Annotated in this window: 14 protein-coding genes; 8 read left to right on the top strand and 6 right to left on the bottom strand. The window is 59.3% G+C overall.

Annotation, left to right across the window (positions count from 1 at the left end):
- Window positions 1–224 precede the first annotated feature (224 nt).
- From PIB16_RS03690 to rplI, 7 genes are all read left to right on the top strand, one after another.
- Complete coding sequence (locus tag PIB16_RS03690) at window positions 225–1268, top strand: aldo/keto reductase (protein ID WP_104679351.1); 1044 nt, start codon at window positions 225–227, stop codon at window positions 1266–1268.
- 136 nt (window positions 1269–1404) lie between these two features.
- The gene (locus tag PIB16_RS03685; protein ID WP_065654089.1) at window positions 1405–1731 is read left to right on the top strand and encodes a hypothetical protein; all 327 of its coding nucleotides are present in this window, start codon (window positions 1405–1407) and stop codon (window positions 1729–1731) included.
- A gap of 12 nt (window positions 1732–1743) precedes the next feature.
- The gene (locus tag PIB16_RS03680; protein WP_065654090.1) at window positions 1744–2307 is read left to right on the top strand and encodes a hypothetical protein; all 564 of its coding nucleotides are present in this window, start codon (window positions 1744–1746) and stop codon (window positions 2305–2307) included.
- Window positions 2308–2646: 339 nt separating this feature from the next.
- Window positions 2647–3108 (top strand): 30S ribosomal protein S6, encoded by a 462-nt coding sequence (gene rpsF / locus PIB16_RS03675; protein WP_003520723.1) that lies wholly within the window; start codon window positions 2647–2649, stop codon window positions 3106–3108.
- 16 nt (window positions 3109–3124) lie between these two features.
- Window positions 3125–3373, top strand: coding sequence for a 30S ribosomal protein S18 (rpsR, locus tag PIB16_RS03670; protein ID WP_003502063.1), 249 nt, complete (start codon window positions 3125–3127; stop codon window positions 3371–3373).
- A gap of 187 nt (window positions 3374–3560) precedes the next feature.
- Window positions 3561–4535, top strand: a complete 975-nt coding sequence (locus PIB16_RS03665; protein ID WP_065654091.1) for a DUF2232 domain-containing protein — start codon at window positions 3561–3563, stop codon at window positions 4533–4535.
- A 14-nt stretch (window positions 4536–4549) separates the two neighbouring features.
- Window positions 4550–5125 (top strand): 50S ribosomal protein L9, encoded by a 576-nt coding sequence (rplI, locus tag PIB16_RS03660; protein ID WP_003520720.1) that lies wholly within the window; start codon window positions 4550–4552, stop codon window positions 5123–5125.
- 261 nt (window positions 5126–5386) lie between these two features.
- Here rplI and PIB16_RS03655 read toward each other — a convergent pair whose 3' ends face one another.
- The 3 genes from PIB16_RS03655 to PIB16_RS03645 are packed head-to-tail and all read right to left on the bottom strand — an operon-like array spanning window position 5387 to window position 8671.
- The gene (locus tag PIB16_RS03655) at window positions 5387–6454 is read right to left on the bottom strand and encodes an HlyD family secretion protein (RefSeq protein ID WP_174035856.1); all 1068 of its coding nucleotides are present in this window, start codon (window positions 6452–6454) and stop codon (window positions 5387–5389) included.
- 19 nt (window positions 6455–6473) lie between these two features.
- Window positions 6474–8219, bottom strand: a complete 1746-nt coding sequence (locus PIB16_RS03650; protein ID WP_271045011.1) for an MFS transporter — start codon at window positions 8217–8219, stop codon at window positions 6474–6476.
- A complete protein-coding gene (locus PIB16_RS03645; protein WP_065654093.1) occupies window positions 8216–8671 on the bottom strand; it encodes a MarR family winged helix-turn-helix transcriptional regulator in 456 nt (151 codons plus the stop codon). The genes PIB16_RS03650 and PIB16_RS03645 overlap by 4 nt, the downstream gene beginning before the upstream one ends.
- A 312-nt stretch (window positions 8672–8983) precedes the next feature.
- Between PIB16_RS03645 and PIB16_RS03640 the strand changes: the two genes are divergently transcribed.
- Window positions 8984–10480, top strand: a complete 1497-nt coding sequence (locus PIB16_RS03640) for a replicative DNA helicase (protein WP_003520716.1) — start codon at window positions 8984–8986, stop codon at window positions 10478–10480.
- Between the two features lie 99 nt (window positions 10481–10579).
- Here the strand turns inward: PIB16_RS03640 and PIB16_RS03635 are convergent, their stop codons facing one another.
- From PIB16_RS03635 to PIB16_RS03625, 3 genes are all read right to left on the bottom strand, one after another.
- Window positions 10580–10882 carry an AzlD family protein gene (locus PIB16_RS03635; protein WP_271045010.1) on the bottom strand — a complete coding sequence of 101 codons (303 nt, stop codon included), beginning with the start codon at window positions 10880–10882 and terminating at the stop codon, window positions 10580–10582.
- Window positions 10879–11583, bottom strand: a complete 705-nt coding sequence (locus tag PIB16_RS03630) for an AzlC family ABC transporter permease (protein ID WP_271045009.1) — start codon at window positions 11581–11583, stop codon at window positions 10879–10881. The genes PIB16_RS03635 and PIB16_RS03630 overlap by 4 nt, the downstream gene beginning before the upstream one ends.
- A gap of 135 nt (window positions 11584–11718) precedes the next feature.
- Window positions 11719–12576 carry an AraC family transcriptional regulator gene (locus PIB16_RS03625; RefSeq protein ID WP_271045008.1) on the bottom strand — a complete coding sequence of 286 codons (858 nt, stop codon included), beginning with the start codon at window positions 12574–12576 and terminating at the stop codon, window positions 11719–11721.
- Window positions 12577–12629 lie beyond the last annotated feature (53 nt).

The following is a 12629-nucleotide window of genomic DNA, read 5'->3' as shown; positions in this document are numbered from 1 at the left end:
GGGATGTCGTCCTTCTTGTCTGGCCTTGCCTTTATTCTTTCGGACTTCCATTCACATTCCCGCCAGCGAAGTCAAGGCTTGAAGCCCCATGGCAGGCCCATGTCAGGGGTTTTGCCGTCCTGTTTTCCCCTTATCTTTCATCATATTTTTTCTTGCACTGCGGCAATTCCCCATTACTTTCACACCACCTTCCAAACTATCTGGCCAAGCACCGGGACATTTCCATGAAACAGAGACTATTGGGCCGCACGGATATTTCCGTGTCTGAAATCTGCCTCGGCACGATGACGTGGGGCACGCAGAACACCGAAGCCGACGCGCATGCGCAGATGGATTACGCCGTCGAAAACGGCGTCAATTTCTTCGATACGGCAGAACTTTACCCCACCACCCCCGTTTCCGCCGAGACCCAGGGCCGAACGGAAGACTATATCGGCACATGGTTCGAAAAGACCGGCAAGCGAGATCAGGTCGTGCTCGCCACCAAGGTCGCTGGCTCAGGACGCGATTATATTCGCGGCGGCCGCGATATCGACGCCGCCGCCATCCGCGAGGCGGTGGATACCAGCCTCAAGCGCCTGAAGACGGACTATATCGACCTCTACCAGATTCACTGGCCAAATCGCGGCACCTATCATTTCCGCGGCGTCTGGAGCTTCGACGCCTCCGGCCAGGAAAAGCAGCGCACGCTCGCCGAAATCACCGAAAAGCTCGAAACGCTCGGCGAACTGGTGAAGGCCGGCAAGATCCGCGCCATCGGCCTTTCCAACGAGAGCGCCTGGGGCACGCAGAAATATATCGACATCGCCGAGGCCAACGGCCTGCCGCGCGTCGCCACCATCCAGAATGAATATAACCTGCTCTACCGCAGTTTCGATCTCGACATGGCGGAAGTCGCCCATCACGAGGATGTCGGCCTGCTCGCCTATTCGCCGCTGGCGGCGGGTCTGCTCACCGGCAAATACCAGAACGGCGCGCGCCCGGCGGGATCGCGCGGCACCATCAACAGAGACCTCGGCGGTCGCCTGCAGCCGCTTCAGGAAGCGCCGGTCAAGGCCTATCTGGAGCTTGCCGCGCAGCATGGAATCGATCCGGCAAAGCTCGCCATCGCCTTCTGCCTCACCCGCCCCTTCATGGCCTCGGCCATCATCGGCGCGACGACGATGGAACAGTTGAAGGTGGATATTGCGGCTGCGGATGTGACATTGTCGGACGAGGTGCTGACGGGTATTGCCGCGATCCATCGGCAATATCCGATGGCGATCTAATATCGAGCCTATGGACTATCGCAAGCGCTTCTTTTGGGGCGCTTGCCTAATGACGCCATAGACTTTTTCGCGACAATACAATATATCGTTTACTCAAATTAAGATCAGTAATTTAATAAAGAAATATTTCACATCTATGTTACCATTCTCTGGTTTATTCGGCCGGATTGTTAAAGGTCTTGGTAAAAACTCCGAAGCGCTTCTGCTTTTCGGTCTTTCCACAGTGGCTATCGCTCTGGTCTACATGAAAGTGAACGAGTGGCTTGCTTGCGGTATGCCCATGGCGCTTTATATCATGTATATTGTAAGGCAGGAGCGAAGTGAGAAACATGCTGTTGCGATGGCCAAGCACGATCTGGACAAACTTGAAGTGACCAGAGCTGCAAGCCTTGCGAAAGCATATGGGAAGAAAATGAAACCGCAGGGGCAGATCGCCTCTTCCGTACCAAGGGCAAGAAGATAGGAGGTGGCAACAATGTTCGATTTACAAATGACTGTAGCGCCCCTCGCCGCTTTCCTTGTGGGGATTCTGGTTGCGTGGAGTTACAAGCGCCGGATCGCCCAGCATAGGGAACGGCTCCGCGATCTTCAGGAAACACGTAAGGCAATGCTCTCGCATTACGACGCGATGGACAGAATTATTGCCCACGAGGCCGTACCCGAAAAAATAAAGCGTTCGATGATTTCTGTCACGAATGCGCTGAATGATCGCGAGCTCGCGATAAAAATGTGCGCACTTCTGACCACCAAGCCTCGGTCTACCAAGAGCAGCGGTTTCGAAGACGCCGTCTCCAAACTGCGTATAGAACGGCCGGACGTCATGGATGATATTGAAACAGCCATGAGTTCAGCACTTTTCATCGTCATGCTGCGCTGGCCGGAAACATCGAAACAGTTCAAACAGTTCGTTGTATCGTCAATGGTGAGTGAGCACAGGGAAGCAACGGTATTCAACCGGGTCGCCGAAATCGTTCGCACAAACACGACGCGACAACGGCTTGGGAACGATCCGATCGAATCAGACGGCGCATACGCGTGAGAGAAACGATGCAGGCCGCACGGCAAATCCTTCGCTGCCGCGCGGCTTTCCAGTCTCAAACTTCCCCCTATGGGCAAAGGCCCTTGCATTCCGGGCAAAATTGCGTATAAGCGCGCTGTTCACAACACCCGGTCCAATTGGCTGGTGGCTGAACGGAGGGCTGGTTCCGGTAACGGAACAGCAGGAACCATAAGGTTTTTCCGGCCTCCCGTGTCTCCGCTCTCGACCGTCTCGAACAACGCTTTTCTTGCTTTAAGGCTCACGCCTTTTCAGGAGCAGTCGTTGAGGCTTAGCGCCGTTGCCGGGTGAAGGACGAAACGCAAGAAAGGCAAAGCTTAAATGGCTCTTTACGAACACATCTTCCTTGCCCGGCAGGATATTTCTGCCCAGCAGGTCGACGCACTTGTCGAGCAGTACAAGGGCGTTATCGAATCGTTCGGCGGCAAAGTCGGACGCATCGAGAACTGGGGTCTGAAGTCCCTCACCTACCGCATCAAGAAGAACCGCAAGGCTCACTACGCTCTCATGGACATCGACGCTCCGGCGGCCGCCATCCATGAAGTCGAGCGCCAGATGCGCATCAACGAAGACGTTCTTCGCTACATGACCATCGCCGTCGAAGCCCACGAAGAAGGCCCGTCCGCGATGATGCAGAAGCGCGACCGTGACGACCGTCCGCGCCGCGATGGCGACCGTCCGGACCGTGGCCCGCGTGAAGATCGTGGCCCGCGCGCACCGCGCGAAGGTGGCTTCGGCGACCGCGAAGACCGTCCGCGCCGTCCGCGCGAAGACCGTGCATAAGAAGGAGTTTTGACCAATGGCTGACGCATCCTCTTCCCAGGCACGCCGCCCGTTCCACCGCCGTCGCAAGACGTGCCCCTTCTCCGGCGCAAACGCTCCGAAGATCGACTACAAGGACGTACGTCTGCTGCAGCGCTACATTTCCGAGCGCGGCAAGATCGTTCCGTCCCGCATCACGGCCGTTTCCCAGAAGAAGCAGCGCGAACTCGCCCAGGCGATCAAGCGCGCCCGTTTCCTCGGCCTGCTGCCCTACGTCGTAGCGTAATGAATTGAAGCGAGGCTGCGTCTTGGCGCGGCCTCGCTTTTTCCTCGAAGCAGCTGACTCTTAATCAGCGGGTCGAGAAATATTCATCCTTCCGCGTTGGGCGCGGATCGATACCATAAAACCCATGTTGGGGATGAGGCTCCAGGGAGCGATCCTCTAACTGCTTTCGTTTCAGCAGGACAGCGAAGTGCAAAAGTTGAACCAGACAGTGCTGATCACCGGCGTTCTTGCCGGCATATGCGCCGCGTTTTTGACGCTTGGCGCAACGGCACAGTCGTCCTTTTCCTTCCTGCTCTATGCCGGTTCCGCCATGCCGATCCTGATCGCAGGCATGGGATGGGGCAATCGCGCCGCCATCGTCGCGATCATCACCACGGCCATCATCGGCGCTCTCGTCATGTCGCCGCTGTTTGCGCTGACCATCGCGATCTTCACGCTGATCCCGGCGGGCTGGCTTTCGCATCTCGCCAATCTGGCACGCCCGGCTTCCGAACTCGGCGGCCCGGACGATCTTCTCGCCTGGTATCCGCTCTCCGGCATCGTCCTGCACCTGTGCATTCTGGTCTCCATCGCCGTCGTCATTCTCGGCTGGATGATCGGTTATGGCCCCGATCTGGTCGCCCGCATGGTCGATATCATGATGACCTCGGTGCAGAACCGTGAGCCGCTGTTCGAACCCAATGCCGAGGCGCTCGCCCAGACGAAATCGCTGCTGGTGCTGATGCTGCCGATCGTGCAGGGCGGCCTGTGGGTCATCCTTCTGTTTGCGGCCTATTATTTCGCGACCCGGGTGGTCGGCTCCTTCGGCAAGGGCCTTCGCCCGCGTGAGGATATCGCTTCCGCGCTGCGCATGCACCGCAACGCCATCTTCATTTTTCTGGCCGGCATCGTCGCCATGTTCCTCGGCGGCGTCGCGGCCATGGTCGGCGCGGTCATCTGCGGCACCTTCGGCGCGGGCTTCCTGATGGCGGGTTACGCCTCGCTGCACAAGCGCGCCCGCGGCAAGGACTGGCGGCTGCCGGTTCTCATTCTCGCATATCTCTCGGCGGTCTTTGTCTTTCCGCTGTTCATCATTCTCGTGTTCGGCCTGAGCGACGTGCGCAGCACGATCTCTCTTACTCCGACGCGGAAAACCGACAATACGAACGAAACCAAACCATAGAAAGGATCAAGAAGATGGACGTCATTCTTCTCGAACGCATCAACAAGCTCGGCCAGATGGGCGAAACCGTAAAGGTTCGCGACGGCTACGCCCGTAACTTCCTGCTGCCGCAGGGCAAGGCGCTGCGCGCCAACGCTGCCAACAAGGCACGTTTCGAAACCGAGCGCGCAACGCTCGAAGCCCGTAACCTCGAGCGCAAGTCGGAAGCCCAGAAGGTTGCCGAGGCTCTGGAAGGCAAATCCTTCATCGTCGTCCGTTCGGCTGGCGAAACCGGCCAGCTCTACGGCTCTGTCGCCGCTCGCGACGTCGTTGAAATCCTCGGCGCAGAAGGCTTCAACATCGGCCGTAACCAGGTTGAACTGAACACGCCAATCAAGACCATCGGCCTGCACAACGTTACCCTTCACCTGCATGCCGAAGTCGAGCTGCAAGTTGAGCTGAACGTTGCCCGTTCGGCTGAAGAAGCCGAGCGTCAGGCCAAGGGCGAAAGCCTCACCTCCGCTGACGCCATCTACGGCGTTGACGAAGACGCGCTGCGTCCGGAAGACTTCTTCGATCCGGAAGCCGATCGCGACGGCGACGACGAGTAAGATTTGGCTTAACGGTCAAAGGAAAACCCCGGATGGAAACATCCGGGGTTTTTTGTTGGGTTGAATTCGCGGAAGAATACCCCCCTCTGCCCTGCCGGGCATCTCCCCCTCCAAGGGGGGAGATCGACTCGCGATTAGGTCTCGCCCATCTCAACGTTTGCGAATGAAGTGGTGGCAGTGCCTCTTGCCGATCTCCCCCCTTGAGGGGGAGATGTCCGGCAGGACAGAGGGGGGTGAAGCCGCAGCCACCAAACTTTCCTACTACTTCTCCGCCGTCTCCGCTCCCTCAGGCGCCTTGCTCTTATCCACATGCACCACCACCGACATGCCCGGCGAAAGCTCCGCCGCCAGCGGCTGATCCGCATCGATCACGATGCGCACGCCGAGGCGCTGGGCGATCTTTACGAAATTGCCCGTCGCGTTATCCGGCTTGATGACGGCGAATTCCGAGCCGGTGGCGGGCGAGAACCGTTCCACATGGCCGGTAAGCTTGCGGCGATGCAGCGCATCCACGGCGATCGTCACCGGCTGGCCGACCTGCATGCCCGCAAGCTGGGTTTCCTTGAAATTGGCGATGACCCAGACATCATGCGGCACGACGGCCATCAGTTGCGTTCCGGCGGTGACATATTGGCCGGTGCGGACGCCGACTTCACCGAGCCTGCCATCCACGGGCGCGTGGATTTCGGTATTGGCAAGGTCGATCCTGGCAAGCTCGACGGCCGCTTCAGCATTGGCGACGGCCGCCTGCAGCGAGCTGCGGTTGACGATGATGGTTTGCAAATCCTGCCGCGAAACCTCAAGCGCCGCCTTGGCCTGCGAAAGCGAAGCCCGCGCCTTTTCGAGGGCGGCATGGGCCTCTTCCTGAAGGCTGGAGGTTCCCGCACCGCTCTTGATGAGGTTATCCTGACGGTCGGATGCGAGCTGCGCCTGTTTCAGCGAGGCCTGCGCGCTGTCGACCGCCGCCTGGCTGGAAAGAATATTGGCATTGGCCGCATTTTCCTGCTGGCGGGAATTATCGAGAGCCGCCTTCTGCGTATCGAGCGTTGCTTCCGCCTGCGCCTGCTTCTGGCGGTAGATGCGGTCGTCGATCTTCGCCAGCAGCGCGCCTTGGCTGACCTCCTGATAATCCTTCACCGGCACGTCCACCACATAGCCACTCACCTGCGGGCTCATCGTCGTGACATAACCACGCACGAAGGCGTTGTCGGTCATTTCGACGGTGGAAAGGAACGGCGGCAGCCGCCAGGCGTAAAGCACCAGCGCCACGCCGGCGAGACCGCCGAGCAGCACGAGAATGGAAACGGGGGTAAAAAACTTCTTCAGCATTTTGTCACTCTTGGAATGGTCAAGACTGTGGTGCCGGTGCGGCATCGATTTCTTCCCGGAAAAGGAAAGGACGGATGCGCAGCCATGCAAGGTGGATCAAAAGCGCGGCCAGCGCCAGCGCAGAGACGACGGAGATCAGCAGGAACGTATCATTATAGGCAAGCACATAGGCCTCCTTGCTGACCTGCTGGCCAAGCAGCGACAGCCCCTCGGCCTTCAGCAATGCCGGATCGGTGATGACATGGCTGTAAGCGCCGGAAAGCTGCGAGACGCGCTGGGCGACCATCGGATTGGTGAGCAGGATATTTTCCACCAGAATATTGGAGTGGAATTTCTCCCGCAGCGTCACGAAACTGCCGAGCAGGCCGGTCATCAGCATCGATCCGGTGATCTGGGTAAACAGGAAGATGGTGATGAAATTCACCAGATAGGGCGCACCCCGGGACAGAGCGGCGGCAAAACCCTTTGCCATGACGGGCGGCAGGAACATGGCCGCGCCAAAGGCAATCATCATCTGGCTGAGATACATCTCACCCGGCCTCGTCAGATTGTTGGACTGGCTATCCATGAACGAACCGGCGGCGATCAGCGCCAGCGCAATCACGTGGGCGGTATCGACGTATTTCGTGAGCATCAGCCACGCACAGGCCGCACCGCCGAGAACGGTCGCCAACAGCACAAGTGCGTAAAGTGTCGTCGTCTGTTCGTTCAACAGGCCGAGCTGCTGGTAAAAGCTGACCGCCGTTGACGATTGCTCGGAGGAAACCGCGCGGTAGACGAGCAGGACCGCAATAATGTGCAGGTTGGTTTTCGAGAAAATCCAGCGCAGGTCGAGCAGCGGGTTCTTGCGCGGCAATTCGATGAAAGCCATGAGGGTCAGAAGTGTGATCGACGTTGCCAGAAGGACGCCCAGCCACCAGGTTTCGAACCACCAGTAGAACCGGCCGAGCGTGAGCATGACCGCCAGACAGCCGAGACCACCTGCAAACAGAAGATAGCTCAGAATATCCATGCGCTCGATAACTTTCGCGCGCGGCGGCGGCGTGACTTTCAGCACATAGATCATGGCGAAAGCGATCAGCGCGAATCCCACTTCCATGGAATAGAGCGCATTCCAGCCGTCGATTTCCAAGAGGGATGGCGAGACGATGCGCGCGAGCGGCGCCGACAGCAGCGTACCGGTCAGCGCTATGCTGAAACCGAGCGAGAATTTCCGCGCAGGCGGAAAGGCCTCCAGAATATAGAGAAAGCCGAGCGACGAGATCGGTGCGGCGGCCATGCCACTGACAAAACGGATAACGATTGCCGAATGCAGGTCTGTCACGAACAGGTTGAGACAGGAAGCGACGACAAACACGATAATCGAAACTTCGGCGAAAGGCCGCAGGCCATATTGCGCCCGGACCTTGAACAGCGCAATGGAAAAGGTGGCATAGGGCGCCATATAGGCGGCGGAGAGCCAGGCGACCTCGGCCACGGTGGCGGAAAACTCGCCCTGCAACTGGTAGATATTGGCCATGACGAGGTTCATGCCCAGACCCTGGGTAATGAAGAACGACAGGCCCGCGAAGATGAAACACAGCCGCAGCCATAGCGGCCGCTCGGCCGGCTGAGGTGCGGCGGCGGCAGGCTCTGTCACTGTTTCAGCCGCGCCCGAAGCACTCATCGGCGTCACAGCCTCTTCCGGAAGGTCGGCGGGTTTGGAGACCGCCTCAGCATTTCGGGCAGCGGCCTCATCTGCGGTTTGTGGCACCGGGGTACTCACGATTGCGCCCTCCCCGCCGCCAGATGTTGCAGATTGGCCGAAAGCCGGCGCATGACATCGAGCGCCATGGCCAGTTCCTGCGAAGAAATATCGGCGGCAATCTCGGAGCGCAGCGACTTCGCCATCGCCTGCACCGTCTCGGAGGTTTTCTCCCCTTCCGCCGTCATGTGGATGCGTTTGGCGCGGCGGTCGTTCTCATCGGAACGGCGCTCGATGAGGTTCTGTTTCTCCATGCCATCGAGCACCCGCACCAGCGTCGGCGTTTCGATTTCCATTTCCTCGGCAAGCTCCGTCTGCGTCAGCGGTCCACGACGCGAGAGTGCAAAAAGCGCTCGCGCCCGTGCAAGCGTCAGCCCGCTCTCCCCCACCCGCGCATCGAAAAACGCGCGCAGTTTGCGGGTAAAAGCGGAGACTTCATCCAGAAGCTGTTCCTTGTCGGTCTCGCGGGACATGTCAGCAAGCCTTATAATTAGCACACTACTTATTTTCTGCCTATTTATTCGTAAGACTGACGATTTTCAAGTTTCTTTCACGCCGGGTCTGCCATGCGATAAACTCATGGCAGCGAATCACGTTGCCGGAAGGATCCGGCGCCTTGTCCCCAACCCGCCTGTGGATTGCTGGGGACAACTGAAGAAGTGATCGAGCTTCGCAGAGCGGACGTCAGCCTGCCATAGAGTGTTGCAACATTATCATTGACTGCCATGCCCCAGAAAGCCAAACCCGAGGTTCAAGGACAAAGGCAAAGGGAGATCGCGCAAACCATGAACGACGCTGTGAGAAAGATCACCCCCGCGCAACCGGCGGAACCGCATTACCGCGAAGCGCCGAACAACATCGAGGCCGAACAGGCGCTGCTCGGCGCCATCCTCGTCAATAACGACGCCTATTACCGCGTGTCGGACTTCCTGAAGCCCGTGCATCTTTACGAACCGCTGCACCGCAAGATTTTCGAGGTGGCGGGCGATATCATCCGCATGGGCAAGACCGCCAATCCGGTGACAATCAAGACCTTCCTGCCCGCCGACGACAAGATCGGCGATCTGACGGTGGCGCAGTACCTCGCGCGCCTTGCGGCGGAAGCCGTATCGATCATCAATGCGGAAGATTACGGCCGCGCGATCTATGATCTGGCGCTGCGCCGCGCGCTGATCCAGATCGGCGAGGATGTCGTCAATATCGCCTATGATGCGCCGCTCGACATGCCGCCGCAGGCGCAGATCGAAGACACCGAACGGCGTCTGTTCGAGCTGGCGGAAACCGGCCGTTACGATGGCGGTTTCCAGTCCTTCAACGATGCGGTGGCGCTGGCGATCGACATGGCGGGCGCGGCCTTCGAACGCGACGGCAATCTCTCCGGCATTTCCACCGGCATTCATTCGCTCGACGCCCGCATGGGCGGGTTGCAGCGTTCCGACCTTATCGTGCTTGCGGGTCGTCCGGGTATGGGCAAGACCTCCCTTGCGACCAACATCGCCTACAATATCGCCGCATCCTATGAGCAGGAAGTGCAGCCGGACGGATCGTACAAAGCCAAGAACGGCGGCGTCGTCGGCTTCTACTCGCTCGAAATGTCGTCAGAACAGCTCGCCACCCGTATCATTTCCGAGCAGACCGAAGTCTCCTCCTCGAAAATCCGCCGCGGTGACATTACCGAGGCTGACTTCGAAAAGCTTGTCGCCTGCTCCCAGATGATGCAGAAGGTGCCGCTTTATATCGACCAGACCGGTGGTATCTCGATTGCCCAGCTTTCCGCCCGCGCCCGCCGCCTGAAGCGCCAGCGCGGCCTCGATGTTCTGGTGGTCGACTACGTTCAGCTGATGACCGGCTCCGGCAAGAGCGGCGAAAACCGCGTGCAGGAAATCACCCAGATCACCACGGGTCTGAAAGCGCTCGGCAAGGAACTCAACGTCCCGATCATCGCGCTGTCACAGCTCTCACGTGCGGTGGAAAGCCGCGAAGACAAGCGCCCGCAGCTTTCCGACCTGCGTGAATCCGGCTCCATCGAGCAGGACGCCGACGTGGTGCTTTTCGTGTTCCGCGAGGAATATTACGTCAAGAACATGGAGCCGCGCGATATTTCCGATCCCAAATATGCCGAATGGGAAGCGCTGTTCGACAAGGTGAAAGGCACGGCCGACGTCATCATCGCCAAGCAGCGTCACGGACCGACCGGCACGGTGAAGCTTGCCTTCCAGTCCGAATTCACCCGCTTTACGGATCTGGCCGATCCGAGCTTCAGCCAGTACGAAGAACATTGATCTGGAGCACAGCGAGGGTGATGTATTTTTGCCCTCGCTGCGCCCATTGCATTTCGAACGCAGAGTCCGGAATCTTTTCAGGACTTTGGCAGGATTTTTTTACAATCTGATTCCGCGCAGCAGCGCCACGGCGGCAACACCGAGCGTTGCGGCCGGCAGAAGGCTGAGGCGCAGCGCCGCGATGGCGGTGATTGCGCAGGCGATGGTTTCCGCCGGCCCGCTGGCGAGCGCCGTCGGTGTCACCACGGCCATCAGGACGGCGGGCGGCACCACGCCGAGCGCCTTTTTCAGGCGCGGTGTCAGCGTAAAATGAGTGACCAGCAACAGGCCGCCAAGGCGCGTGGCGACGGTTGCCGCCATCATGGCAAGGATTGTCAGCAGCGTATTCGGATCGAGTGTCATGCCGGCTGCTCCGCCTGTTCCTCGTGGCCAAAGGCGGCGACGGCCAGACCCGCCAGCGCGCCGGCGGCGATATACCAGGCGCCGGGAACCAGCGCGTGGGTGAGACAGGCGGCAGCGGCGCTTGCCAGAAGCACGAAGCCGGTTTCCCTGCCCTTCCAGAACCCCATGAGCAGCACGATGAAGACCGCGGGAAAGGCGAAATCCAGACCGATGACCGACATGTTCCCCACCACCGAACCGAGCAGCGCGCCGGCAAGGGTTGCGAGGTTCCAGACCAGATAGATCGAGAGCGCAGCACCGGTGAAGAAACCCGCCGTCAGCCTGCCGGCGATGACGCGGAATTCCGACAATGCCCAGGATTCATCCGTCAGCACCAGCATGGCGGCATATTTGCGCCAGCCCCTGAAATCATCCAGCTTGCCGGCTATGGAGGCGCTCATCAGCACATGGCGCAGATTGACCAGCAGCGCCGCAAAGCCGAGTGCGCTCCAGCTTGCCGGATGCGTCCATAGATCCATCGCCACGAATTGCGAACCGCCGGCAAAGACCAGCAGCGACATTAGCGAGGCTTCGAGCGGTGACAGACCCTTGCCGATGGCGACCGCACCGAACACTACGCCAATCGGCACCATGGCGACCAGCAATGGCGCGGCGGCCCGTAATCCCGCGCTGAATTCCGCGCCTTTTCCCGATATCGACATCGCATTCTCCCTTTCGAAAGAGAGGGATTACGCTTGCGACATTGTTCGGTCTTGAACGAAAGTGATGTCAGGCGGTTTTCTGCTGAAGCGTCGCTTTTTTTGTCGCATTTCCGAACGGAAATGCGGGGTTTGAACTCAGGCTACCCGAAACTGCCCCGGTGTGACACCGGTGCGGGCCTTGAAATGCCGGGTGAAATGCGCCTGGTCGGCAAAACCGCACATTGCCGCCACCTCGGCCGGCATCTCTCCGGCGCGCAGAAGCCGGCGCGCCCTGCGGATGCGCACATCCGTCAGATAGGCATGCGGGGTGATGTGAAACTCTTTCCTGAAAGCGCGGATAAGATGCGCGCGGCTGAGACCGGCGATGGAGGCCAGTTCCTCTAGGCCGATATCGGTCTCGTAATTGTCGGAAAGATAATCGCGGGCGATATAAACCGCCGTTTTCTCGCGTGTTTCGACGGGCAGGATAATGGCGCTGCCGTGCCTGCCGAACAGGGCGGCGAGAACCGAGAACATGCCCTCATCCGCCTCCAGAGCGCCGGATTTCTCCTCCAGCCGCCGGTGCGCCATCTGGAAAGCCGCCGCCATCTGCGGATCGCGGGGCAAAAATCTCGGAAAGGAGGGCGTGCCGTGAAAGGCCCTGCCCGTCACATCCTCGATAATATCGCGCAGCAAGACGATATCGGGATAGATCATCCGATAGCGATAACCGCCGCCGCCCGGTGCGCCATCGTGAACCTCATCCGGGTTGATGAGATAAAGATGCCCCGGCCCCGTCTGTTCGGTGGTGCCCTGAATGGTGGAAATCTGCGAACCGCTTTCGATTGCGCCGATCGAGAAGGTATCATGCGCATGCGGCGAATATTCATGGGTCAGAAAAGTCGCGCTCAGGCACTCCATGCCGCCAAAACGCCTGTCGCGCCAGAAACGGGTGGTTTCCGTCGTCGCAATCGGCATGACATCTATGGCCTGTTCCTGCGAAACATTGTGCATGAGCAAAGTTTAGAGCATTCGATCCTTACCGTCTTGAACAAAAGTGCTAGGGT

Origin of the sequence: Agrobacterium sp. ST15.13.015 (genome assembly GCF_027871645.1) — a bacterium.
In the GTDB taxonomy this organism is placed as follows: Bacteria; Pseudomonadota; Alphaproteobacteria; order Rhizobiales; family Rhizobiaceae; genus Agrobacterium; species Agrobacterium leguminum.
The sequence above is the reverse complement of the archived record's forward strand: the minus strand, read 5'-3'. Positions and strand labels throughout refer to the sequence as shown.

Excerpts from the sequence above, each read along its gene's own strand:
- PIB16_RS03690 (WP_104679351.1), top strand. The coding sequence starts at position 225 with ATGAAACAGAGACTATTGGGCCGCACGGATATTTCCGTGTCTGAAATC.
- PIB16_RS03685 (WP_065654089.1), top strand. The coding sequence starts at position 1,405 with ATGTTACCATTCTCTGGTTTATTCGGCCGGATTGTTAAAGGTCTTGGT.
- PIB16_RS03680 (WP_065654090.1), top strand. The coding sequence starts at position 1,744 with ATGTTCGATTTACAAATGACTGTAGCGCCCCTCGCCGCTTTCCTTGTG.
- rpsF (WP_003520723.1), top strand. The coding sequence starts at position 2,647 with ATGGCTCTTTACGAACACATCTTCCTTGCCCGGCAGGATATTTCTGCC.
- rpsR (WP_003502063.1), top strand. The coding sequence starts at position 3,125 with ATGGCTGACGCATCCTCTTCCCAGGCACGCCGCCCGTTCCACCGCCGT.
- rplI (WP_003520720.1), top strand. The coding sequence starts at position 4,550 with ATGGACGTCATTCTTCTCGAACGCATCAACAAGCTCGGCCAGATGGGC.
- PIB16_RS03655 (WP_174035856.1), bottom strand. The coding sequence starts at position 6,454 with ATGCTGAAGAAGTTTTTTACCCCCGTTTCCATTCTCGTGCTGCTCGGC.
- PIB16_RS03645 (WP_065654093.1), bottom strand. The coding sequence starts at position 8,671 with ATGTCCCGCGAGACCGACAAGGAACAGCTTCTGGATGAAGTCTCCGCT.
- PIB16_RS03640 (WP_003520716.1), top strand. The coding sequence starts at position 8,984 with ATGAACGACGCTGTGAGAAAGATCACCCCCGCGCAACCGGCGGAACCG.
- PIB16_RS03635 (WP_271045010.1), bottom strand. The coding sequence starts at position 10,882 with ATGACACTCGATCCGAATACGCTGCTGACAATCCTTGCCATGATGGCG.
- PIB16_RS03630 (WP_271045009.1), bottom strand. The coding sequence starts at position 11,583 with ATGTCGATATCGGGAAAAGGCGCGGAATTCAGCGCGGGATTACGGGCC.
- PIB16_RS03625 (WP_271045008.1), bottom strand. The coding sequence starts at position 12,576 with ATGCACAATGTTTCGCAGGAACAGGCCATAGATGTCATGCCGATTGCG.